Origin of the sequence: Methylorubrum sp. GM97 (assembly GCF_024347855.1) — a bacterium.
GTDB classification, from domain to species: domain Bacteria; phylum Pseudomonadota; class Alphaproteobacteria; order Rhizobiales; family Beijerinckiaceae; genus Methylobacterium; species Methylobacterium extorquens.
Map to the genome: position 1 here is coordinate 4,764,132 of NZ_AP025942.1, position 22,277 is coordinate 4,786,408.

Genomic DNA, 22,277 nt, shown 5'->3' on the forward strand with positions numbered 1-22,277 from the left:
GTCGCCTTAACGATTCGTTTACTAACGGTCGATTTCAAAGTTCGCATCATTCATTTGGATGAACTGTTCGGTGCAATCAGCGGATTTTCTGAAATCAACCGTTCATATCAGTGTTAATGTTACCGATGGTACGGCCGTGGTCAAATCGAACGCATAACAAAACGGTCTATGTTGCGATTAGCGACAATTAATGCTGCCATAAGCAACTCGTAACTCCTATAATCAAAGTATTACCGGGACTGGCAATATCGAAGGCCGCGCCAACACGCTCAAGTGCGGCATCGCCGGTGTCTCGAAACCATGCGGGCGGGCGAGCTCGGCATCTTTCGCTGCGGCTGCCTGAAGCGCGTCGACGAAGATCGTCCTTGTACGATTCGGTTACCCGCTCATCCGAACGAATGATGCGTCGCTCGAACCGTCATGGTTAACCATTGCGGTGAGGCGCATCTAACGGGTGCCGCTTCAAATGGATCACGCGAATGCTACAGGTTAAGATCGAGCCGATCCGAGCCATGACCAATGGAGCGTGTGAGGCGGGTCATCTCGTATGGCTCAGCGGCTGTCTTGCAGCCCTCGTCGTGGAGGCTGAAGGGGGGTGGTATCTGCATAGCGGTCTCGGCCCGTTCGAAGGCGAGGGTATTTTCTTTCCCACGGTTGCGGCAATCGAGGCATGGATTTGCACTCACCTGTCTGCGGCCGGGGTGGAGCAATGAAACCGCCTACGCAGAACGCCCTGGGGATGAGGAAGCACAATATTAATCAGGTCGGTTATAAAACTTCACCGGATCGTTGCAGAATGCTGCCAACGAGTGCGGTAGCGGCAAGCAGCAGTGTGGCCAACGGCAGTGCAGACACAGATACCATGGCTCAGGACGCTGGAGAGGATGAGTTGTGGCGGGCTTATCATCGACACGCAGGGGGCCGTGATCGAAATCAACGACACCGCCGAACAGATCTTGAGTCGCGAGCTGCTGCTGGAAGCGCAGAATTGTCGCGATGGTTGGCGGCGCGATGCCTTGAAACGTCTGTTGGCTCGCGCCGACTCACGCTTCCGGATCGATCACGAGGCCTGGATCACCGTTCATCACGAGGATGGCGCGCCGCTGATTCTCCACGCGATCCCGCTCGCGTCACCGGCGATGTCCACGCAGGCGGCGAGCGCGCACACCATGCTAGTGATGGTCGATTTGCGCGAGCGGCCGCGGCCGTCGGTCGCCGTGCTCCAGCGCTTGTTCGACCTCACGCCGGCCGAGGCGCGGTTGGCGCTGGCCATCGGTGCGGGGCGAACGCTGCAGGAAATTTCGGACGAGACCCGCCTCAGCAATGCGACGCTGCGCAGCCAACTCTCCTCTGCCTTCCACAAGACCGGTACGCGGCGCCAGCCCGAACTCGTCTCGCTCCTGTCGCGAGTTGCCATCTTGCCCTGAGAGCATGGGCTGCAAATCGCTTCCGCCGGCAAGGAGCCTTTTCATGAAGCACGCGATCGCTTGGCTTCTCGGACTAGCTGGAGGTGCGACTGGTGGCGTTGTCGGCTCGATGCCGGCGCAGGCTCAGGACGGTCTCACGTGCGCGATCGACCTCGCGATCAGGGACGGTATGGCGGAGATTCAAGGTATCGTCGTGTCGCAGGCGGGTGGGAAGGGCACATACCAGCTAATCGTGATGAAGGCCGGCCGCGCAGGCGCATCCAACGTGTCTCAGGGGGGCAGGTCACACTCGAACCAGGCGCACGGACAGGCGTTGGGATTATGAATCTATCAGTCGAGGCCGGCGCACGCTACGAAGCTGTGTTAACGCTCGAAGTCGGCGGCGCTCGTCGGGAATGCCGAGCTGTTGGCACGACTGATCTCAAATTGTGAAGTGCGGGAGTTTGCTCATGAAAGTCCGTCATCCTATTCTCGCCCTCGCCGCAGTTATGTCGTTTGAGCCGATATCCGCAGTTGCGCAAGAGAGCAGCGTGTACATCACGCAGGTCAATCAGGGCGCATTGCTCACGAATTCCCGTCGGCCGGCTTCGCCGGAGGTTTATTCGCGCATTCTCGGCAATTCGAGCGCGCCGACGAGCACGCGGCCGACCGCCGCGCCGGACACGTTGGGCGTCGATCTCACGACGCTGAACGGCAACCCCAACACGGTGCGCAATGCCGTCGCCGCAGCCTCAGTCGCTGGGAGCGGTGCGGGCAGCCTTACGAACAACGTTGCGGTCCTCAACCAGTTCGGAATCGGAAACGTCGGGACGATCGACCAAACCGGATTCAACAACAGCGCAACCACTAGCATCACCGGCGATCGCAACGTGACGAGCCAGACTCAAAGTGGCGGCAGCAGCAACCAGTCAGTCATCGGCGTCAGTGGTTCGGACAATCGTATAACTTCAGGACAGACCGGTAGCGGAAATTCGACGAACCTGTCGTTAGTTGGGAGCGGTTATACGATCAACTCCCAGCAGAATGGATTGAACTTGAGCTATACGCTGACTTCCGACATGCTTAGTTCTAGTGGTAAAACTATCACAGTGGAGCAAACAGGTGTCGGATCGGCTCGCAATTCAATCCTGACCACGTTGCCAGCTGGATCATTCCCCGCCATACCCCGTCGGTAGTGGGTGGTCGCTAACGCGATACGAGTTATAGCCGTATTATATATTGGGGAAGGCGCGTGAAAACAACTGTTTTGGGAGTTTGCGCCGCCTTTACCCTGGCAAGTTCGGCCGCTGCGGGTCCGCTGAACTATCAGCCGGTAAACCCGTCCTTTGGCGGCTCGCCGCTGAACGGCGGTTGGCTGCAGTCGCAGGCGACCGCCCAAAATATCTTCGTGCGCAAGCGTCAACTGGCCGACGCAGTAGCACAGGCCGCACTGCAAGCTCAGCAACGGCAGACAGCAACTTCGCCGGCTTCAAATTTTGCGGCGATCATCAACGCACGCCTGCTTGCAGCCGTCGCCGACCGGATCACGAACGCGATCTTCGGCGAAAATGCTCAGCCAAGCGGCACCTTCGTCGTGCAGGGAACGACTATCTCGTTCCAGCAAGTTGCCGGGAACGTTCAGATCACCGTCAATGACGGTGCGAGCTCCTCGACGGTGACTGTTCCGCTTGGCTTCTGAAATGTGCCCCATCTGAATCATCGCGTCGCCTCTATTGTGAAAATTTCGTTCAACCTAGAGCCCGCCGCAGTCAATTGCTGCAGGCTTCGAGGATACGTGTCTCGATGATCGTCAAGCTTGCTCAGGTCGCCCTTCTCAGTTTCGCGGTCGCCGGCTGTGAATACGTGGCCGGAACTCGCGAGCCTTTGGAGATGGCACCTCAGGTCACGCCGTCATCGCCAACGGGGATCGGCCTTGAATCACTGCCGCCACCGAAGCGGCCTATCGACATCGCGCTGTACGCGTTCCCGGATCTAACGGGCCAGAATAAGCCCAGCGATAATTTTGCGGAGTTCTCGCGTGCCGTGACGCAAGGCGGCTCGGCTTTCGTAATTGATGCATTGAACCGCGCTGGTGGAGGAAAGTGGTTCAACGTCATCGAGCGCGGCGGCTTGCAAGCGCTACTTCAAGAGCGACAATTGATTCGGGCGACGCGGCAAGAGTTTGAGGGCGCGAATGCCAAACCTCTGCCGCCTCTCCGATTCGCTGGATTGATTCTGGACGGCGGCATCCTTGCCTACGATGCAAACACTATCACTGGTGGGATAGGTGCCCGCTTTCTCGGTATCGGCGGGGACACTAAGTACCGCCGTGATATGGTAACTGTCGCATTGCGTGTTGTATCGGTCCAAAGCGGTCAAGTTCTTCTTAGCGTAACCACTACCAAGACTATTTACTCTGTGCTGCTTGCGTCTAGTCTGTACCGGTTTGTCGCGCTTGATCGGATTGCTGAGGTTGAAGGCGGATTCTCTCGCAACGAGCCAACTCAACTCGCAGTTCGTGAGGCGATCGAGCTGGCGCTTTATTCCCTCATTATGGAAGGCGCTGAGAAGAAACTCTGGAATTTTCGTTCCGATGAGCTTTCTGAGCCCTTGAGGCGTCGGTACAAGGAGCGGCCCCTGACCGTTAAGGCGGAACTTACCGAGCAGCAGACGCCGCAATATACGAGTGCCTCCCGTGCCTTGCCCTGGTTGAAGTCGGATGAGGGCAGCGAGACCGCTACGGTTCCGGAAGTCGTGCCCTCTGCGCAAGCTGTCGCCTCGGTGGCATCACATTGAAAAATGAGTTTTGTCGAAAGCTCGGGCTCTCCTGGTCAACAGAAAAGGAAAACTGACCTATGCGGAACCTGATCGGCATAAGTGTCGCGTCGTTGCTTTGCATTGTAGAATGCCAAGCAGATCCTATCGAGACACCGCACGTGGAGTTCGTCACCGATCTCGCTAAAGTTGCAGGTTGTCAGTTCCTCGGGACGGTAAAGTCGCCACGAGCAACACTTGGTTCTCGACGGGCAGAAGATTTCGATCGGTACAACTCTATGATGCAAACCATCGCAGCGAGCCACGGTGCGACGCATCTGTACGTCTTGAATCGTGCGGCAGGTTGGGGTGGTGCTGCAGCTTTTGGCGCCGCTTACAGTTGCCAATACTAGGTAAATTTGCTGACAAAAATTCTCATGGTTCGGGCTGCTATTTTATAATTCTATAAGCGGCGGTGTCGTAGACCTATAGCCTCCGTGAGGGCTATAGATGGGTCGATTTAAGCATTTGAATCGGCCGGCACCTCGGAAAGTTTCGGCGAAGAGAGAAGCTGGGAAAGAATTAAGTAAAGGATCGATTCGGGTCCACATCAACACACGAGTGGCAAGCGCAACGCACGCAAGGTCGTTGCGCGCGAGCTGGCAGCGGATCGTACCGGACAATATTTTGCGCGCTCTGACGTGCTGACCGGGACGTGCGAAAAGTCTAAAATTGGGAAAGCGTACAATCGACGCGGCCACGTCAACGCGGCACTGTAGAACTGCGACGCGGCGGCTCGATACGTCGCCGAGGTTGCCCGGCTAAACCCGACCGTCGCGGCTATCAAAACAATCGCGAAGGCGCTGCGGCTGACTAGGCGTCTCGTCGAGGCGTTGGACGCGTCCGATACCGCCGTGCGGCTCGCCCCTGGTCAGGCCTTCGTCCTTCGCGGGCAGGCCATGGTCCAAGAGGAGATGGGGCGGCTCGATCTAGCCGTCATCGACATCAGCCGCGGTATGGCGATCGACCCTCGCGACCCGGGGCTGCCGGCTACCCGCCGCCAGCTCTACGTGAAAATGATCAGGGACGAGGATGCCATACGGAATTTCACTGTGGCTCTCGAACTGGACCTGACGCGGACGGACCCGTTGCTGAATCGCGGTCTAGCTTGCATCCGAATGGGGCGGACCGATGCGGCACTTGCGGATCTCGCCGCCTACGCCGCGGACCATCCCGACCACGCGCAGGTCGCGGCGGTCCTGAGCATCCAAAAGCAGGCGTCTGCACCGGGCGGGCGGTCGTCGCTGATCACCGACACGGCAGAGACTGGTGGATTGCCTTAAGGGGCCGGTCCGACAGCCAGGAGGAGCGGGCCTTGAGACGGTTCGACCCAAGCAGAGGGTGGAGCCGTGCTCCACGTCTCGGTGGGGGCCAACGGCCAGACGATGTCCGTGGCCGCGATCGGCATCACGAACGTAGGCTCGCCCCGTTGCGGATGAAGCATGGGTCTTGCAGCCTGCACCACGTCCCTGCTACACATCCTGTGACGGCAGCGAAGCTAACCGTCTGCAGTTCATCAGGTTTTTTCGTGGCAGTCTGGTGGATCCGTATCCAGGTCCCCCAGCCATCGGTTTTCGCCCGCCCGGTCCGTGACCCGGCGGGTTTTTTGTTTCTGGCGTCCCATCCGCGGGCCTGCTCGTCCTGCAGCGCGCTTCCTGCTTCGAGGGCGCACGACGCTCGGTATCGGTGATCCGCATGACCGGCTCGGAGCGTGGTTCCTAGGCGGTTCGGTGTCGGTCCTGATCCAGAGCGCGCAAGGCGGCAGGGCAAGGCGGCAGGGGTTATGTGCTGTTTGAGGCAGCGCGCGCCGCGGACATCGGCGATCACCGGGCGCCCGGCATGCGGGACCGAGCGCATGGTCAGATCGCAGCGCGCGAGATGAGGTCGCATGGACGTCACGATCTTCAGCACCAAGGCCTATGATCGGCGGTTCCTGGACGGGGCCAACGCGGCGGCGGGAGAGCCGCACCGGCTGCGCTATCTCGAAGCCCGGTTGACCCATGAGAGCGCGCCGCTGACGCAGGGAGCGCAGGCCGTGTGCGCCTTCGTCAACGATGTGCTCGACCGGCCCGTTCTGGAGGTGCTGGCCGCCTCGGGCACGCGGATGGTGGCCCTTCGCAGCGCCGGCTTCAACAATGTCGATCTTCCCGCCGCCGCGGAACTCGGCATCGCGGGCGGCCGCGTCCCGGCCTATTCGCCGGACGCGGTCGCCGAGCATACGGTGGCCCTGATCCTCGCGCTCAATCGCAAGACCCACCGGGCCTATGCCCGCGTCCGCGAGGGGAATTTCGCGCTCGAGGGGTTGCTGGGCTTCGATCTCAAGGGGCGCACGGTCGGCATCGTCGGAACCGGCAAGATCGGTCGCGCGGTCGCGCGCATCCTCGCCGGCTTCGGCTGCCGCGTGCTGGCCTATGATCCCATGCCCTCGGCCGAACTCGCCGACTTCGGCGCGGAGGCCGTGGGCCTCGACCGACTTCTGGCCGAGGCGGACATCGTCTCCCTGCACTGTCCGCTGACGCCCGACACGCATCACATGATCGACCGTGCCGCGCTGGCGCGGATGAAGCGTGGCGTGATGCTGATCAATACGGGGCGCGGGGCGCTCGTCGATACCGCGGCGCTGATCGAGGGTTTGAAATCAGGGGTGATCGGCGATCTCGGCCTCGACGTCTACGAGGAGGAAGGCGGCCTCTTCTTCGAGGATCTGTCGAACCAGATCATCCGGGACGACGTCTTCTCGCGCCTGCTGACCTTCCCGAATGTGATCGTGACGGGGCATCAGGCCTTCTTCACCGCCGAGGCGCTGGCGGCGATTGCCGCGACCACCATCGAGAACCTGTCCTGCTTCGAGACGCAGGGCGTTCCGCGGCATCCCGTATCGGTCGAGCGCCTCGCCTGATCGCGACCGGTGACGTCGAGCACGGATGTCAGCCAGGGCTCTGCCCAGGACCCGCGAAAGGACTTGTCCTTTCGAAACCTGGACTCTCGCTCGCGCCGAGATGCTCCACCAAGTGCTCGGCGAGTTGGCGGGCGTGCGGGGGAAGCGCTGCGAAGCTGCGGGCGCAGAGCCTGAGCTGGCGCACGGTCCAGGGTTCGTCGATCGGAATCGCGCGGATCGCCAGCGTCTCCGCCGCGCGCTGCGCTGCCGCCTCGGGGACGATCGCCACGCCGACGCCGCGCTCGACCATGCGGCAGACCGCATCGAGCCCGTTCAGGCGCACCCGCAGCTTGAACGGGCGGCCGGCGCGGGCGGCGTGGGTCGCGAGATGCGCCTGCAGCGCCCGGCCGTGGCTGAGGCCGACCAGAGGCTCGTCCAGCACCTCCCGGAACGCGACGCCGCTCCGCTGCGCCAGGGCATGGCCCGCCGGCACGGCGAGCACGATCCGGTCGAGAAGGAGCGGCCGGGTTTCGAGCGCGCCGAGATCGGTCGTGTCGGCGACGATGCCGAGATCGGCAAGCCCGCCCGCCAGGGCATCGACGGTCTCGCGGCTGGTGCGCTCTTCGAGATCGATGTCGACGCTCGGATGGGACGCAAGGAAGCCGGACAGCGCATCGGGCAGGAAGGCGGCGACCGCCGCGGTGATCGACAGGAGCCGGACATGACCGCGCAGGCCCCTGGCGTACTGGCCGAGTTCGCCGCGCATCTGTTCGAGCTGGCCGAGCACGAGCCGGGCGTGATGCACCACGGCGAGGCCCGCCGGCGTCGGGCGCACCCCGCGGGGATGGCGCTCCAGCAGCGGCACGCCGCCATCCGCCTCCATGCCGCGGATGCGCTCGCTCGCCGAGGCGAGCGCCAGCCCGGCCCGCTCGGCCCCGCGGGTGATGCTCTCCGCCTCGACGACGTGGAGGAACAGGCGCAGGTCGGTCAGGTCGAAGCGCATGGAGCATCGTCGCGAAAGGTGGCTGCCGGCTTTCGGAAGAAGACGATGCAGGGACGAAAAGCCAGAGCCTCGTCGGCGAGGCCGCATCCCGCGGCAAAGGCTTCGGCTCAGCCGAAGGCTGACACGGGCCACTTCCGCATTGTCGCGCGCCGTCACGCTGCGAAACTCAAGCTATGCCACGCGACGCACAAACCACTTTCCGCTCGGGCGATGCTCGCCTCGAAGCCGCCGCCCTTCTGCTGGCGGCCTTTACCGCGCTGGTCGCCATCGCCCGCTCCGATGCGGCTGCGCCCGCCTGCGCCGCACCGCCCCCGGCAATCGCCCGACCGGCCCCGGCCGTCATGCTCGTCACCGCGCCGCCCTCCGCGCAGGAGGCCGAGGCGGAGGCCGCGCGGCAGGCGATCCTGCGCGACATGCGGCTCCACGACTGACCCTTGCCCCCTCCCCCGATCGAACGTGCTCATGACGTTTTCCATGGACCCCCTCCCCCTCGCAGTCGCTGCGTCGGCCTTCCTGCTTGCGGGCTTCGTCAAGGGCATGGTCGGGCTCGGCCTGCCGCCCGTCGCCATGGGCCTGTTGAGTCTCGTCATGGCGCCGGTCCAGGCCGCGGCCCTGCTCGTGGTGCCCGCCTTCGTCACCAATGTCTGGCAACTCGCCGCGGGCCCGCGCTTCGGCACGCTGCTGCGCCGGCTCTGGCCGATGCTGGCGGCGAGCGTCGTCGGCACCCTGGTTGCGGCGGGGATCCTTCACGGGAATTACGGCGCGGAAGCCACGGTCTTCCTCGGCCTCGCTTTGATCGCCTACGCCGTGATCGGCCTCGCCGCCCTGCGGCTCCACGTTCCGCCGGGCATGGAACGCTGGCTCGGGCCGCTCATCGGCGCGGCGACGGGGCTGGTAACGGCGGCCACCGCCGTGTCCTCGTTCCCCTCCGCGCCCTATCTCGGGGCGCTGGGCCTGACCAAGGACGACCTGATCCAGGCGCTGGGGCTCTCCTTCACCGTCTCCACCGTCGCGCTCGCCATCGCCCTGGCCGGCGGCGGCGCCCTCTCGCTCAGCGTCGCGGGCACATCCCTCATCGCCCTCGTGCCGGCCCTGCTCGGCATGGCGCTCGGCGGCTGGGTGCGGGGGCGCGTCAGCGAGCGGGCGTTCCGCCGCTGCTTCTTCGTCGGCCTGCTGGGCCTCGGGCTCCATCTCGTCCTGCGGCCGCTGTTCTGAAGCGTCGTCCCGAACGGTGGTGGCCGGCTTTCGGGAAAAGACGAGGCGGAAAGCTCAGCGCGCCGCGCCCTAGGGCTCGACCTTCCGTAGCACGAGGGGCACGCCGATCTCGGGGTCGCGGCGCCAGCGCCCCTCCCCGATCGCCACGAGGCTCACCGCGTGGCCGCGCCGCGCCTTCAGCGTCAGATGCCCGTTGGCGAAGCGCCAGCTCACCGGATCGAACACCGTGATCCCGCTGTCGCGGCAATCCGCCAGCACCCGCACGGGGGCGGTGTCCTTCCCGGCTTCGGGGGCAGCGCGAATTCGAGGCGGCAGACATCCTTCTGCTCGGCGCGGTCGAGGGCGTAGAGGCCCGAAGCCGGACCCTCCGCCGGCTTCTCCGGCACGGCGGCCGAGGCGGGCGTGTCGCTCTCCACCGCATTCGCCGCGGGCGTGACGGTGGCCGCGCCGGGGGCCGCGGGCGGCAGCATCGCCGCGATCTGCAATGGTACGAGGTTGTAGCGCTCGCCGTTCTCGGCGGAGGCCCCGAGGCTCATCCCGTCCGGGTTCTTGGCGAAGGCCAGCACCGGCCGCAGGTTCCGGTCCACGAGGCGCAGGCCCTCCCCCGTGAACAGCCAGCCGCCGATGCCGGCCATGAGCGGCAGGGCCCGGCGGCAGCCGGCCGGAAAGCGCGCCACGCGCCCGCTCGGACCGGTCTCCATGGCGAGGGTCAGCACGCAGCGCCGCCGTCCGCCCTCCAGGGACAGATCCCAGGTGCCCGCCGCTCCTGCCAGGGTCTCGGGCAGGGTCGCGAGCCCGGCCGGCGCGCCGCCTCCGCCCTCGGCCGGCATGACCGCGGGCGCGGGCTCCGTAGCGGGTGGACTCTCCTGCGCCCAGGCCGCGCTCGGCGGCAGGGCCACCAGGGCGGCGGCCAACGCTCCGGCCAAAGCTCCTGCCCAAGCTCTTGCCCAAGCGCCTGACCATGCCATGCGCGTCATCGTCGGGCCCCTCATCGCTGGCCCTTCCAGGGCGTTTCCGGCACCGGCGTCACCGGCCCCTTGCCGTCGAACCACGAAAACAGATTGTCGGTGAGCAGCCGGCCCATCGCCGCACGGGTGTGGTGCGAGCCCGAGCCGACATGCGGCAGCAGCACGGTCCGATCGAGATCGATCAGCGCCTGCGGCACCTGCGGCTCGTTCGCGAACACGTCGAGCCCCGCCCCGAGGATCGTCCCCGCCTGAAGCGCGGCGATCAGCGCCGCCTCGTCGATGACGCTGCCGCGGGCGATGTTGATCACGACGCCGTCAGCCCCGAGCGCCGCCAGCACCCCGGCATCGACGATCCCGTTCGTGCCCGGCCCGCCGGGTGCGGCCACGATCAGCGTATCGACCGCCTGCGCCAGCCCGAGCAGGCTGTCGTGGTAGGTGTAGGCAACGTCGGCCTGCGGCGTGCGCCCGTGATAGGCGATCCTCACGCCGAACCCTTCGAGCCGCTGGGCGATCGCCCGTCCGATCCGGCCGAGCCCGAGGATGCCGACCCGGCGCTCCCGCAGGCTCGTGGTGAGCGGGAAGCTGCCCTCCCGCCAGCGCCCGGCGCGCAGGTAGCGGTCGGCCTGCGGGATCTGGCGGAGGGTGGCGAGCAGGAGGCCCAGCGCGAGGTCGGCCACCTCGTCGGAGAGCACGTCCGGCGTGTGGGTGACGACGATGCCGCGGCGATGCGCCTCGCCCGCATCGATCGTATCGTAGCCGACGCCGAAGCTCGCCACGATCTCGAGCTGCGGCAGCCGGTCGAACAGCCTCGCATCGATCGGGCACATCGCGCCGACCGCGAGCCCGCGGATGCGCGGTCCCACCGCGTCGAGGAACGCCTCGCGGTCGGGCGCCTCCTCCAGGCGGTGCAGGCGGAAGCGCTCGGCGAGCCGCCCGGCCACGTCGGGGCGGGTCTGCCGGATCAGGAGGATGTCGGGCGTCTCGGCTGGTGGCACCGGCTCACGGCCTCCCAGAGGTCGGCAAGGAAGAGGTCAACAAAGGATAGGCCGGGAGTATCGCTGCGCCGCGCGCCGGTCCAGCCGGTGAGGCGAGCGGGCTGCAAAAGTGTCATGCGCGCCGCATGTGCGCGGCCGCCCTTCCGAAATCGCCCGAGGAGCATTACACAAGAGGTCTTCCGGATACTCCCCACGATCCGGCCGCATGGTTTCCCGCGGCCCGGTCGAGGCGTTTTCCGCGATGGAGCCTTCAACCCGTCAGAATAGCTGCATCATGACCGCGCCGCGCACCCTCTACGACAAGATCTGGGACGACCACGTCGTCGATGTCGAGCCGGATGGCTCCGCCCTCCTCTACATCGACCGCCACCTCGTGCACGAGGTGACGAGCCCCCAGGCGTTCGAGGGGCTTCGCGTCGCCGGCCGCACGGTGCGCGCGCCGCACAAGACGCTGGCCGTCGTCGATCACAACGTCCAGACCTCGGACCGCTCCAAGGGCATCGAGGATCCCGAGAGCCGCACCCAGCTCGAGGCGCTCGCCGAGAACGTGCGCGACTTCGGCATCGAGTTCTACGATGCCCTCGACCAGCGCCAGGGCATCGTCCACATCATCGGGCCGGAGCAGGGCTTCACCCTGCCGGGCCAGACGATCGTGTGCGGCGATTCCCACACCTCGACCCACGGCGCCTTCGGCGCACTGGCCCACGGCATCGGCACGTCGGAGGTCGAGCACGTGCTCGCCACGCAGACGCTGATCCAGCGCAAGGCCAAGAACATGCGGGTGACGGTCGACGGCACCCTGCCGCGGGCGTCAGCGCCAAGGACATCGTGCTCGCCATCATCGGCGAGATCGGCACCGCCGGCGGCACCGGCCACGTCATCGAGTATGCCGGCGAGGCGATCCGCGCCCTCTCGATGGAGGGCCGGATGACGATCTGCAACATGTCGATCGAGGGCGGTGCCCGCGCCGGCATGGTCGCGCCCGACGAGACCACCTACGCCTACGTCAAGGGCCGCCCGAAGGCGCCGAAGGGCGCGGCGTTCGACGCGGCCCGCCGCTACTGGGAGAGCCTGGCCACGGACGAGGGCGCGCATTTCGACCGCGAGATCCGTCTCGACGCCGCCAACCTCCCCCCGCTGGTCTCCTGGGGCACGAGCCCTGAGGACATCGTCTCGATCCTCGGCACGGTGCCGGATCCGGCCCAGATCGCGGACGAGAACAAGCGCCAGTCCAAGGAGAAGGCCCTGGCCTATATGGGCCTGACGCCGGGAACGCGGATGACCGACGTCACCCTCGACCGGGTGTTCATCGGCTCCTGCACCAATGGCCGCATCGAGGATCTGCGGATCGTCGCCAAGATGGTCGAGGGCCGCAAGGTGCATGACAGCGTCTCGGCGATGGTGGTGCCGGGCTCCGGCCTCGTGAAGGCGCAGGCGGAAGCCGAGGGGATCGACCGCATCCTGAAGGATGCCGGCTTCGACTGGCGCGAACCCGGCTGCTCGATGTGCCTCGGCATGAACCCGGACAAGCTGCGACCGGGCGAGCGCTGTGCCTCGACCTCCAACCGCAACTTCGAGGGCCGCCAGGGCCCGCGCGGCCGCACCCACCTCGTCTCCCCGGCGATGGCGGCGGCGGCGGCGGTGGCCGGCCGCTTCGTCGACATCCGCGAGTGGCGCGGCTGAGCGTTGCTCCGGCGCGGCAGGCTTGTGTTGCCTCCGCGCCGCGCGAATCTCCCGCTTCGGGATTTTTGACCGGCGGCGGCGAAACAGCGATTGACGCCTTCGCCGCCGCCCCCTAAACGAACCCCATCGCCGACCGGCAACGGTCCGGCGCCCAGGTGGCGGAATTGGTAGACGCGCTGGTTTCAGGTACCAGTCTTGCAAGAGGTGAAGGTTCGAGTCCTTTCCTGGGCACCATCAGCGACCTAATGCGCTGATCCGCAAAGAAGTTCAGGCAAATCATCGTGTTAGCCAGCCCGTGTGGTACACAGGGGTGGTACACACTATGGTCCTGGCAATGTCCCGACCCCAGCTTCGCAAGGGCGCGCGCACTTACCGGCTGCGCAAGCGCGTCCCAGCCGACCTCGTCGCTGTCGTCGGGCGGCGTGAGGTTGTTGTAAGCCTAGGTACAAAAGATCCGGCCGAGGCCAAAAGGCGGCTGCCAGACGAACTTGCGAAGCTTGAAGCGCACTGGGTGGAGCTTCGGCGAGGCCAGTCCTCCACTCTGTCTGCTGCAGACGTGCTCGGCGAGGACAAGAGCGCCGTTTATCACAGCCTGAACGAGCGCGAGGCGGCCGAGCGGGCGCAATGGATGTATGCGCACTGGCTCGGACTACACCGCGACAATCCTAGTCAGCAGCGTTTCTGGCCGACGGATCTTTACCGCCATCTCTGGCGCCCCTCCTCCGCGCGTCTTGAGAAGGGAAAGGATGGTCGGATCAGCGTGAAGGCCGACCTCGACGCCGCGCGCGCCGAGAGGGTCGATGAGCTCGAGGGCTGGTGCCGGCTCCAAGCCGAGACGGTGCTCGACCTGCATGACATCCATGCCGACGAAGCGAGCATCCTCCGGGTTGCCAGAGCCATTGCAGCCCAGGTTCAGCGCGCGAGCCTGACGCTCGCAGCCCTTGCGCGAGGTGAGCCCGAGGCCGTATCCGCGATGTCTCAGGCAACTGCGCGCCCATCACGACCGGCAGTCAAGCCTGTGCGGCTAAGCGAACTCGTCGAGGCGTGGTGGCAGGAGGCGGAGCAGACAGGCAAGTCCGAGTCGACACGCGAATCCTACACCAACACAATTCGGCAGCTCCACGCCTTTCTCGAGCATGAAGAGGCTCATCGCATCACTCCCGATGACATTCGCCGATTCAAGGACTTTCGCCTCAGCAGCAAGAAACGTAATGGCGAGTTTGTCTCCGCGACTACGGTCAAGAACAGCGATCTCGCCGCACTAAAGTCGGTGTTCGGCTGGGCGGTTACCCATGGCTACTTGTCCAAGAATCCGGCGGCGGAAGTGTCAGTATCGAAGGTCGCTAAAGTCAAGCTGCGTGAGCGCGAATTTTCGGACGAGGAGGCACATGCCATCCTACGAGCGGCCTCGCAACTCCAGCCGGGCAAAGAGCTCCCGCAGACCTATGCCGCCAAACGCTGGATTCCTTGGTTGCTGGCCTTCACAGGCGCGCGCGTAGGCGAGATCGCGCAGATGCGGCGGCAGGATTTACGGTGGGTAGCTGTTGAGGGCTTTCCCAATGGGGTATGGGTTCTCAGGATCACGCCCGAGGCCGGTCCGGTGAAAACGAAGCAGGCGCGTGAGGTTCCGCTGCACCGACAACTCGTGGAGCTCGGCTTCCCGGCGTTCGTTGACGGAGTGCGGCAGGAGCGGCTCTTCCTCGTGCCGGACGACGAGGGCAAGATCACGGGGCCGCTCCAGGCGCTGAAGAACCGCACAGCCGAATTTTCGCGTAAGCATGTCAGCGACCGCGGTGTCAGTCCTAATCACGGCTGGCGCCACCGTTTTCGAACAGTCGCAACAGAGGCCGGTGTAGCCAGCAACGTCATCGACGCGCTGTGCGGCTGGTCGGCTCGAAGCGTAGGCGAACGCTACGGCAGCGTTTCACTGAAAGCACGCGCTGACGCCATCGCACGCTTGCCGCAGATCACTCTGTAATGGCTGTGCACGATATGAAGCCGGCAGCCTCTGAGCACTGCATCTTGGCGTAATCGGAGCAGCTGTAAATCGGGAGCATCGAACCCCGACGGGTATCCCTGCTAGTTACCGAAAACCGGCTACCTATCATGGTTCACCGCACCGGCGCGGGTGCAGGAGAACGGTCCGGTCGCCTTGGTCCTGCAGTGTTTGGACGCCGAGGCCTCCGGGCCGGCATGGGCGCAGGCTGAAATCAATTGGCAGCAGCTCAGCCTATTCGGCTGAGTCCCGCCTACAAAAAGGGGCCAGCCTCCCGGCTGGCCCCTTCGTCGCTCGCGCGACGTCCCGCCTTACTCGGCGGCGGTCATCTCGGGCGTGTAGTGCCCGCACCAGTCGGTCGCGCCGACCACAGGCCAGAGGCCGTGCGCGTCCGGACCGGGCTGATTCACCGGTGGGTTGAAGCGGCACAGACCCTCGTCGTGCTGCGCGGCCGCGCCGTTGACCTTGTGCTCGTCGAAAAACTTACAGCTCTCACACTTGGCGTTCGCCATGGGGATGCTCCTGCAGCTGGCGGGCGGCCCTGCCGCCCTGGTGCGAATTAGAACAGATCCAATCTGGCTGTTCAACGAACAGGCCACAGCCGTGTTCCACCACCCGTTCATGCCTTGTGGACGGGCGGGCCATACCGCTGGTCAGCGTGTCGCAGGCCCGTTTAAGCTCGCCAGCACAGCCGCACGGCAGATCCGCCGTCGGCCAGGGAGAACCAAGCCGGGACCGTGCCGCCGTGAACCAGCCCCTCGACAGCATCGCGAGCGTTCTCGAAAGCACGGGGGACTACCGCGTGCTGCGCCGGCTGGTGCCGCTGGCTGACGTCCCAGAGCCGCCCAACGAGCCGACGTTCATCGGCCTGGTGCTCGACGTCGAAACCACCGGCACCAACTTCGCCACAGACGAGGTGATCGAACTCGGCATCCTCAAGTTCGAGTACGGCGCCAGCGGGCGCATCTACCGGGTGCTCGAGACGTTCAACCAGTTGCACCAGCCTCAGAAGCCGATCCCGCCGGAAATCACCCGCCTGACCGGGATCACCGATGCCGATGTGGCCGCCAAGCGCATCGACGATTCCGCCGTGCAGGCGTTGGCGGCCGACGCCGCGGTGATCATTGCCCACAACGCCAGCTTCGACCGGCAGATGTGCGAGAGCCGCTGGCCGGTGTTTGCCGAGAAGAACTGGGCTTGCTCCTGCCACCAGATCCCGTGGCGGGCCGAGGGCCATGAGGGCATGAAGCTCGGCTACCTGCTGATCGACCACGGGTTCTTCCACCAGGGTCACCGGGCGATCGACGACTGCCACGCCCTGCTCAGGCTGCTCGACACCCCGCTGCGAACCTCCGGGCGCCTAGCCCTGTCATGCCTGCTGGAAACCGCCCGCCGGCCCACCGTGCGCCTGTGGGCACAGGGCTCGCCAATCGAGACCAAGGATCTGCTGAAAGCCCGCCGCTACCGCTGGAGCGGGGCGCGGCGCTGCTGGTACATCGACCTTGAGGAAGACCAGATCGAGATTGAGCGTTCATTCCTCAGCGAAATCGTCTACCGCCAGCCGTGCGGCGAGCTGCCAGCCGATCGGTTTACGGCCAGGGACCGGTTCTCCGCGCGGACTAACCCCGAGGTCTAGCCGGTCATTCCTCTAGGTCCGGGCCCTCCCCAGTCGTCGCGTAGGGTCAGCTGGACGACAGCGCGCAGGGCTCGTTCTTTCAAAAATCCGACAGCCGTCACCGGGAGGGGCAGATGCTGACGGTGGACGCGATCAACCGCCGGTATGGCCGCGACCGGGTACGGTTTGCGACCAGTGGCCTCGAGCTACCGTCGAAGCTCAAGGCCGAGTTCCATTCGCTCAGATACACGGCGCGATGGAGTGAGCTTCTAAGCGTATGAAGAGGTTAGTGCGGCAACCTCATGTTGAAATTGCTTGATTGTTGACTCCATCCCGTCGAGAACGGACTTATGCCTCTCACGTATCCCGATCCGTTCTTAGAGATCAGGGTTGACCACCTTAATCTCCCTTTGCCTGTCCAAGGCCTTTGTGCAGGCTACGACGGAGGCACATGGCGGAGCTCTCAACTCGCGGACCATTTGTTTAATTGGCTGCCTTATGCAGCCTTGAATCAAGAGCATCAGTTATCGTTCGGGCCGGCAAACTTTTTAGAACTACTTAAGTTGGCCGCTGCTCACATCTACCATACTAAAAAGACCTCTACTCGCGGAGAACTGGGAGAGCTTCTGTTCCACCTGATATGCGTTCTTCACTACGGAACGGTTCCAGTAGTCTGTAAGCTCATTCTGAAAACCTCTTCCAACGACACTGTGAAAGGGTTCGACGGGGTTCATCTAGTCCCTTTGGACGATGATTTTGAGCTCTGGCTAGGCGAGTCTAAGTTTTACAAAGACGGAAAGGGTGCTATCAAGGAGGCTGTTGCTTCTATTGAGCAGCATATCGCGCCGACCTTTCTCAAAACAGAGAAAGCTATGCTCATTGGGCACGTTGCAGAGGATATCCCGCACCGAGATCAAGTTATAAAGCTATTTAAATCACAAACGTCGTCGGACAAACTTATTGAAAAATCGGTTTTTCCTATCCTGATCGCCTACGAGAGCAAGTCTGTTGCAGACTTTAAGTCTCTTTGTCAGGGCTATATCAGCAGCTTAACGTCAGAGATTGAGAGCCTTCGTAGCCATTTCACGGATAGGGCGTCTGGTATAAGGCTAAGATTTCGACTGATATTCGTTCCAATGGGTAAAAAGCAGGACGTTATCAAAAGTTTTGACCAAAAATTGGTGCCTTTCTTATGACGGCTCTGGACAACCTCCGTTCGCTTAGAAATGGCGGCCGTCTCTCTGCAGACGACGTTTTTGAGGCTATCTTTGCTGCCGGGGCAATGTTGAACGACAACGATCGCGAGGCTGATGAAGCCCTTGAGCTATCAATCCGCCTCTTGGAAGCGCGTCGAAACGGGCAAATCCCGGAAGGCTGCGTTGACGCTGTTGAGTATCTTGCCGAGGAATGTGGTCTTTATCCTTACGTGAATATCGACCGGTTCAGTCATCTGACACAATCGGTCATTGAAGCTCACGCCGTGGAACTAGAAGAGAAACTATATCTGCATTCAAAGCAGATGAAAGTTCTGCTATGGCTGCTCGCCGGGGATAATGTCATTCTTAGCGCGCCAACCAGTTTTGGCAAAAGTTTACTCGTTGACGCTTTTCTTTCGCGGAAGCGTCCAAACGTTGTCGTTATGATACTTCCCACGATAGCCCTGATTGACGAAGCTCGTCGCAGATTGTCACGGACGTTTAGAGGCAAGTATCGACTGATAACTACGGTCACCGAACATTATGATGAAGCTCAGCCGACGATTTTCATTCTCACACAAGAGCGATTTTTGCAGCGTGAAGACAACCTGCGGATTGGTTTTCTCTTCGTTGACGAATTCTACAAGCTCGACCCAGGTAGGGAGGATGGCCGCTACGAAACTCTAAATCTGGCTGTTTACCGAGCTCTCCCTAAGTCACGGCAAGTTTTTATGGCAGGGCCTCACATAAGGAACATCGACTTAGGGCCGAACTGGACCGGAAGCTTTCGGTTCTCGCAAACGAACTATCGGACCGTGACGGTCAACATCGTTGATCGTTCCGCTAAAGAAGAAAAACTTCAGACATTTTTGGCCGACCTTCGTGGAGTTGGTGAGCAGAATTCGTTAGTGTTCACCGCTGTGCCTGCCAGCGCGCAGAACTTAATGGGCAATATCATCGAGGCAGGGATAACTCATCCTTCCGACCTTGGGGCAAAGCTTGGTCAGTGGATTGCGGATAACTACCACCAAGATTGGCAGGTTGGTCGTGGCGCTGCAAACGGGATTGCGGTCCATCACGGACGTTTGCCGCGCTCACTAGGGCAGATATTCGTACGTATGTTCGACGATGGTCACTTAAAGATTCTGATCTGCACATCAACGCTTATTGAAGGTGTAAACACGTCCGCCGCCAACGTGTTTATCTATGACAAGAAAATAAACAAAACGGATTTCGATTTCTTTTCGTTCGCTAACATACGTGGACGCGTTGGCCGGATGATGCGTCATTTTGTTGGCAACGCTTACCTCTACCATGAACCCCCGGCTGAAGTTGAAACGCGGGTAGATGTCCCCGTCTTGTCAGACCCCGGAAGTTCAACCGATTTCATCGTCATGAACGTCGCTAGGGCAGAGCTGTCAGCGGATGGTAAGGAGCGACAAGATAGGCTGCCGGTGGAGAGTGGCTTGAGCCGAGAGATCTTGCAGAAACATGGCGTTCTGGGTGTCGATCTTTTAAGCGAAGTTTACAGTCGACTGCAAGTCGAGTTGCGGGAGCGGCCAGATGATTTCATTTGGACGGGGCATCCAAATAAACAGCAACGTAAAGCCTTGGCTGAATTTGTACTGCATATTGCGCATGCGAGGCGGGACACGCCGGGCCTTCACTCAGCCGCGCAGGTCGGCTGGGCTTGGTCTCAATTAGGACAAATCCATACATTCCCATCTTATCTCCGGTGGTTCTCCCGGACTTTTGGCAAAGATGGTAATCTCTCAGCTGGAGTAGATACAGCCTTTCAGTTCTTGCAAGCTTGCGAGTTTATTTTTCCCCGGTCGATTGCCGCTATCGAGGCTTTAGTTGGGCATGCCATGCCGCGTGCAAAGATTGCGTATAGTCCGTTTATTGTTTCTCTGGAGAATTGGTACAGACCTGTCTGGCTGAAGCAATTAGATGAGGCTGGTGTTCCCATACCTCTTTCTGAACGCCTTCGGAAGCGCATTGGGGACGTTGACGATAGGGCTGGGGCGATTGCTGCCATCAAAAACTTGGACTTCAACAACTTGCTAGAATTTGGCGAAATCGACCGGTTCATCATCGAGCAAGCGTTGGCATCTACCTGAACCAAATTGGCCTCGCTCATAACTCGCCAGATGTGAGCAGTAGACAAGTTCCTGCAACCGCACCGCTTCCCTCTCCAAAACTCACGTGCAAATCGCCCACCCTGCACATCGTACGTGCGGTGCCGTGATATATACATGATAATGTCCTTCGTCGAATATATCGAAGAGGGGATTGAGATGGCTATGGACGAACGAGATCACGCTAGGGCTGCCTACGACGAAACACGGAAGGAGATTGCTCGCCTTGAGGCACGAAAGGGTACCTTGCAGTCCATGCCGTCAAATACCGTGCGAAATTCATAGCTCGAATCGACACAGCGTTTCTTGGAGGAGGCGCGCCAAGAGGCCGGGGAGCTGGAACGCCTCGGCTGGCGTGTATGAATTGGTAGGAGGGGGCGATGGATTGGGTCGGTCCAGCTGTTACAGCAGCTGTGGTGTCGGGTATTATCTCGATAGTCAGCCTTTTTATAGGAAGATCGACAACGCTTATTACCCACAGACAAAAACTGGATGCTGACCGACAGCTTGCTGAAAGAAAAGTCGAGGCTGATATTGCTCTTGCAAGAGCAAAGTTTGAATACGACCGCGAACAGGCTATATTTAAGCGGAAATTCGAACTAGCTGAACATATGTTGTCTGATGCTTATCAGCTACGATCCCTTATGGAATACGTCCGCAATGGGTTTTCATTCAGTGGAGAAGCTACCTCAAGGGTAAGTGATGGTGCCGAACGTGAAGAAATAAAAAGACTGCGCGATAGTTATTTTGTGCCTCAGGCCAGATTACAAGCAGAAAACAAATTTTTGAGCAATATGCTCGCCCGTAGAACGGCTTGCCATGCTCATTTCGGATTAGAGGCAGACAAAGCGTTTGAGTTGTTTCATCAATCACTACACCAAACACGTGTTGCATCGCAGCTTCTTGTCGAATGGACTGCCCCTGGGGAAGATGTTGACAAAGAGACGATGAACAATCTCAAGGCTGATATTTGGAAAGGATATGCCGAGCATAAGGGAAAGGATAATATTGGCCGGAAGATAGAGGAGGCGGTTGGCATCTGCGAGAAGTTGTGTCAGCCAGTGCTAGGGTCGTCGGTTTGACGTGAACCGGTTCGCCGCTCTCGGCAGCTTCCTGCCCCGGCCTTCGTGGCTGCGGCGGGCGACCGCGCCGCCTACCGCTTCCTAAAGTTCTTCACGGCGCAGATCCGCAATCCCAACACGTGTCGCGCCTACGTTATGGCGGTGGGCAAGTTCTGCACTTGGTTGAAGCGGTATGGCCTGCGCTCAATCACCGACGTCAGCTCCATCCACATTGCCGTCTACGTTGAGGAGCTGGGACGCAGCCACAGCGCCTCCACGGTCGAGCAGCGGTTGGCCGCGATCCGGATGATGTTCGATTGGCTGGCGACGGGCGGCGTGCTGCCGTTCAACCCGGTCAGCGGCGTGCGAGGGTCGAAGCATGTGGTGAAGCGGGGCAAGCCCCCTGTGCTCCCACCGGACGAGGCGCGTGCGATCCTCGACGCCATCGACGTGAGCACGCCCATCGGCCTGCGCGACCGGGCATTGATCGAGCTGATGGTCTACAGCTTCGCCCGGATCGGCGCGGCCACCGCAATGCGGGTCGAGGACGTGTACGTGCAGAACCGCCGCCTCTGGGGCGGCTGCACGAGAAGGACAGCAAGGCGGTGGACCTGCCCTGCCACCACAACTTGGAAACCTACCTGCACGCCAACCTGGACGGCACCGGCATCGCCGGCGACGGTAGCGGGCCGCTGTTTCGCACGATCCGGCGCGGTACGGGCGAACTGACCCGTACCGCCCTCCCCGCCGCCAACGCCTACGCGATGGTGCAGCGGAGGGCGAAGGCGGCCGACATCGCCACCCGGATCGGCAACCACACCTTCCGGGCCACCGGCATCACCGCCTACCCTAAGAACGGAGGTACGCTGGAATGCGCCGCTGCCATCGCCAGCCACGCCTCGACCCGGACCACGCAGCTCTATGACCGGCGCTCCGACGAGGTGAACCTCGACGAGATCGAGCGCATCCTGATCTGACGGCAGGCCCGCACAGCTTGCCGTATCCGGCGGTCGTGGGCGTAGACCAGGATCGGCGAGCCACTCCGTAACCGAAACGTCAGACGCGGGATCGGCACGCTCGGCGACCACCGCATCGACGACGAGTTTAACGACGTAGAGCATCCCTGCCGGCACGCCCGCCCGGACGATGCGCAGGCTGAAGCTGGCAAGCGTGAGCGTGGGATTGGTTGATCATGCCAAACGATGCAGAGCCGGCAGGTGCCGCAAAGGGCCAACGCGTCCGGCCAAAGATGATAGCAGCCGATTGAAAAGGGGTAGTCGCAGCATAACTTCCGTGATGCGATATAGGA

21 protein-coding genes, 1 tRNA gene and 2 pseudogenes are annotated in these 22,277 nt (G+C 62.3%); 20 read left to right on the forward strand and 4 right to left on the reverse strand.

What is annotated here, in order from left to right; genetic code table 11:
- The first annotated feature begins 923 nt into the window (after positions 1–923).
- From MSPGM_RS22180 to MSPGM_RS22210, 8 genes are all read left to right on the forward strand, one after another.
- Positions 924–1,427, forward strand: coding sequence for a helix-turn-helix transcriptional regulator (locus MSPGM_RS22180; RefSeq protein WP_261925950.1), 504 nt, complete (start codon positions 924–926; stop codon positions 1,425–1,427).
- Between the two features lie 109 nt (positions 1,428–1,536).
- Positions 1,537–1,752 carry a curli-like amyloid fiber formation chaperone CsgH gene (gene csgH / locus MSPGM_RS25550; RefSeq protein WP_410007716.1) on the forward strand — a complete coding sequence of 72 codons (216 nt, stop codon included), beginning with the start codon at positions 1,537–1,539 and terminating at the stop codon, positions 1,750–1,752.
- Between the two features lie 124 nt (positions 1,753–1,876).
- On the forward strand, positions 1,877–2,602 hold the full coding sequence (locus tag MSPGM_RS22185; RefSeq protein ID WP_261925951.1) for a hypothetical protein: 726 nt from the start codon (positions 1,877–1,879) through the stop codon (positions 2,600–2,602).
- Positions 2,603–2,658: 56 nt separating this feature from the next.
- Positions 2,659–3,105 carry a curli assembly protein CsgF gene (locus MSPGM_RS22190; protein WP_261925952.1) on the forward strand — a complete coding sequence of 149 codons (447 nt, stop codon included), beginning with the start codon at positions 2,659–2,661 and terminating at the stop codon, positions 3,103–3,105.
- Positions 3,106–3,209: 104 nt separating this feature from the next.
- Positions 3,210–4,202 (forward strand): CsgG/HfaB family protein, encoded by a 993-nt coding sequence (locus MSPGM_RS22195; RefSeq protein WP_261925953.1) that lies wholly within the window; start codon positions 3,210–3,212, stop codon positions 4,200–4,202.
- Between the two features lie 59 nt (positions 4,203–4,261).
- On the forward strand, positions 4,262–4,573 hold the full coding sequence (locus MSPGM_RS22200; RefSeq protein WP_261925954.1) for a hypothetical protein: 312 nt from the start codon (positions 4,262–4,264) through the stop codon (positions 4,571–4,573).
- A 480-nt stretch (positions 4,574–5,053) separates the two neighbouring features.
- Positions 5,054–5,503: a tetratricopeptide repeat protein gene (locus MSPGM_RS22205; RefSeq protein ID WP_261925955.1), complete on the forward strand. Its 450-nt coding sequence runs from the start codon at positions 5,054–5,056 to the stop codon at positions 5,501–5,503.
- Between the two features lie 605 nt (positions 5,504–6,108).
- Positions 6,109–7,119: a 2-hydroxyacid dehydrogenase gene (locus MSPGM_RS22210; RefSeq protein ID WP_003600131.1), complete on the forward strand. Its 1,011-nt coding sequence runs from the start codon at positions 6,109–6,111 to the stop codon at positions 7,117–7,119.
- 28 nt (positions 7,120–7,147) lie between these two features.
- Here MSPGM_RS22210 and MSPGM_RS22215 read toward each other — a convergent pair whose 3' ends face one another.
- The gene (locus MSPGM_RS22215; protein WP_015857505.1) at positions 7,148–8,101 is read right to left on the reverse strand and encodes a LysR family transcriptional regulator; all 954 of its coding nucleotides are present in this window, start codon (positions 8,099–8,101) and stop codon (positions 7,148–7,150) included.
- Between the two features lie 173 nt (positions 8,102–8,274).
- Between MSPGM_RS22215 and MSPGM_RS22220 the strand changes: the two genes are divergently transcribed.
- Positions 8,275–8,532 (forward strand): hypothetical protein, encoded by a 258-nt coding sequence (locus MSPGM_RS22220; RefSeq protein ID WP_003607233.1) that lies wholly within the window; start codon positions 8,275–8,277, stop codon positions 8,530–8,532.
- A 31-nt stretch (positions 8,533–8,563) separates the two neighbouring features.
- A complete protein-coding gene (locus MSPGM_RS22225; protein WP_003607231.1) occupies positions 8,564–9,316 on the forward strand; it encodes a sulfite exporter TauE/SafE family protein in 753 nt (250 codons plus the stop codon).
- A 69-nt stretch (positions 9,317–9,385) separates the two neighbouring features.
- Here MSPGM_RS22225 and MSPGM_RS22230 read toward each other — a convergent pair.
- Positions 9,386–10,308 (reverse strand): annotated as a pseudogene (locus MSPGM_RS22230) (AprI/Inh family metalloprotease inhibitor).
- Positions 10,305–11,279: a 2-hydroxyacid dehydrogenase gene (locus MSPGM_RS22235; protein ID WP_003604547.1), complete on the reverse strand. Its 975-nt coding sequence runs from the start codon at positions 11,277–11,279 to the stop codon at positions 10,305–10,307. Before MSPGM_RS22235 ends, MSPGM_RS22230 begins: the two are co-directional and overlap by 4 nt.
- 274 nt (positions 11,280–11,553) lie before the next feature.
- Here MSPGM_RS22235 and leuC point away from each other — a divergent pair.
- The 3 genes and pseudogenes from leuC to MSPGM_RS22250 all read left to right on the forward strand — a co-directional run bounded on the left by leuC (position 11,554) and on the right by MSPGM_RS22250 (position 14,940).
- Positions 11,554–12,962: pseudogene (leuC, locus tag MSPGM_RS22240) on the forward strand (3-isopropylmalate dehydratase large subunit).
- A gap of 149 nt (positions 12,963–13,111) precedes the next feature.
- Positions 13,112–13,196: transfer RNA gene (locus MSPGM_RS22245), tRNA-Leu, on the forward strand.
- A 100-nt stretch (positions 13,197–13,296) separates the two neighbouring features.
- Complete coding sequence (locus MSPGM_RS22250; RefSeq protein ID WP_261925956.1) at positions 13,297–14,940, forward strand: DUF6538 domain-containing protein; 1,644 nt, start codon at positions 13,297–13,299, stop codon at positions 14,938–14,940.
- A 329-nt stretch (positions 14,941–15,269) separates the two neighbouring features.
- Here MSPGM_RS22250 and MSPGM_RS22255 read toward each other — a convergent pair whose 3' ends face one another.
- Entirely contained in the window at positions 15,270–15,470 is a 201-nt protein-coding gene (locus MSPGM_RS22255) for a hypothetical protein (protein WP_012753082.1), read from the reverse strand.
- Between the two features lie 233 nt (positions 15,471–15,703).
- On the opposite strand from MSPGM_RS22255, the gene MSPGM_RS22260 reads away from it, so the two are divergent.
- From MSPGM_RS22260 to MSPGM_RS22285, 7 genes are all read left to right on the forward strand, one after another.
- Positions 15,704–16,594: a 3'-5' exonuclease gene (locus MSPGM_RS22260; RefSeq protein ID WP_261925957.1), complete on the forward strand. Its 891-nt coding sequence runs from the start codon at positions 15,704–15,706 to the stop codon at positions 16,592–16,594.
- Positions 16,595–16,707: 113 nt separating this feature from the next.
- On the forward strand, positions 16,708–16,854 hold the full coding sequence (locus tag MSPGM_RS25555; RefSeq protein WP_410007698.1) for a DUF4113 domain-containing protein: 147 nt from the start codon (positions 16,708–16,710) through the stop codon (positions 16,852–16,854).
- Between the two features lie 69 nt (positions 16,855–16,923).
- Positions 16,924–17,769: a DUF1837 domain-containing protein gene (locus MSPGM_RS22265; protein ID WP_261925958.1), complete on the forward strand. Its 846-nt coding sequence runs from the start codon at positions 16,924–16,926 to the stop codon at positions 17,767–17,769.
- Positions 17,766–19,889 carry a DEAD/DEAH box helicase gene (locus MSPGM_RS22270; protein ID WP_261925959.1) on the forward strand — a complete coding sequence of 708 codons (2,124 nt, stop codon included), beginning with the start codon at positions 17,766–17,768 and terminating at the stop codon, positions 19,887–19,889. Before MSPGM_RS22265 ends, MSPGM_RS22270 begins: the two co-directional genes overlap by 4 nt.
- Positions 19,890–20,287: 398 nt before the next feature.
- Positions 20,288–20,989 carry a hypothetical protein gene (locus MSPGM_RS22275; RefSeq protein ID WP_261925960.1) on the forward strand — a complete coding sequence of 234 codons (702 nt, stop codon included), beginning with the start codon at positions 20,288–20,290 and terminating at the stop codon, positions 20,987–20,989.
- Between the two features lie 45 nt (positions 20,990–21,034).
- Positions 21,035–21,697, forward strand: coding sequence for a tyrosine-type recombinase/integrase (locus MSPGM_RS22280; RefSeq protein ID WP_261925961.1), 663 nt, complete (start codon positions 21,035–21,037; stop codon positions 21,695–21,697).
- A 35-nt stretch (positions 21,698–21,732) separates the two neighbouring features.
- Positions 21,733–21,945, forward strand: coding sequence for a hypothetical protein (locus MSPGM_RS22285; RefSeq protein ID WP_261925962.1), 213 nt, complete (start codon positions 21,733–21,735; stop codon positions 21,943–21,945).
- Positions 21,946–22,277: the final 332 nt, after the last annotated feature.

Bases quoted from the DNA above. Each gene is read 5' to 3' on its own strand.
- csgH (WP_410007716.1), top strand. From the start codon at position 1,537: ATGCCGGCGCAGGCTCAGGACGGTCTCACGTGCGCGATCGACCTCGCG.
- MSPGM_RS22185 (WP_261925951.1), top strand. From the start codon at position 1,877: ATGAAAGTCCGTCATCCTATTCTCGCCCTCGCCGCAGTTATGTCGTTT.
- MSPGM_RS22195 (WP_261925953.1), top strand. From the start codon at position 3,210: ATGATCGTCAAGCTTGCTCAGGTCGCCCTTCTCAGTTTCGCGGTCGCC.
- MSPGM_RS22200 (WP_261925954.1), top strand. From the start codon at position 4,262: ATGCGGAACCTGATCGGCATAAGTGTCGCGTCGTTGCTTTGCATTGTA.
- MSPGM_RS22210 (WP_003600131.1), top strand. From the start codon at position 6,109: ATGGACGTCACGATCTTCAGCACCAAGGCCTATGATCGGCGGTTCCTG.
- MSPGM_RS22215 (WP_015857505.1), bottom strand. From the start codon at position 8,101: ATGCGCTTCGACCTGACCGACCTGCGCCTGTTCCTCCACGTCGTCGAG.
- MSPGM_RS22220 (WP_003607233.1), top strand. From the start codon at position 8,275: ATGCCACGCGACGCACAAACCACTTTCCGCTCGGGCGATGCTCGCCTC.
- MSPGM_RS22225 (WP_003607231.1), top strand. From the start codon at position 8,564: ATGACGTTTTCCATGGACCCCCTCCCCCTCGCAGTCGCTGCGTCGGCC.
- MSPGM_RS22250 (WP_261925956.1), top strand. From the start codon at position 13,297: ATGTCCCGACCCCAGCTTCGCAAGGGCGCGCGCACTTACCGGCTGCGC.
- MSPGM_RS22255 (WP_012753082.1), bottom strand. From the start codon at position 15,470: ATGGCGAACGCCAAGTGTGAGAGCTGTAAGTTTTTCGACGAGCACAAG.
- MSPGM_RS25555 (WP_410007698.1), top strand. From the start codon at position 16,708: ATGCTGACGGTGGACGCGATCAACCGCCGGTATGGCCGCGACCGGGTA.
- MSPGM_RS22265 (WP_261925958.1), top strand. From the start codon at position 16,924: ATGCCTCTCACGTATCCCGATCCGTTCTTAGAGATCAGGGTTGACCAC.
- MSPGM_RS22270 (WP_261925959.1), top strand. From the start codon at position 17,766: ATGACGGCTCTGGACAACCTCCGTTCGCTTAGAAATGGCGGCCGTCTC.
- MSPGM_RS22275 (WP_261925960.1), top strand. From the start codon at position 20,288: ATGGATTGGGTCGGTCCAGCTGTTACAGCAGCTGTGGTGTCGGGTATT.
- MSPGM_RS22285 (WP_261925962.1), top strand. From the start codon at position 21,733: ATGGTGCAGCGGAGGGCGAAGGCGGCCGACATCGCCACCCGGATCGGC.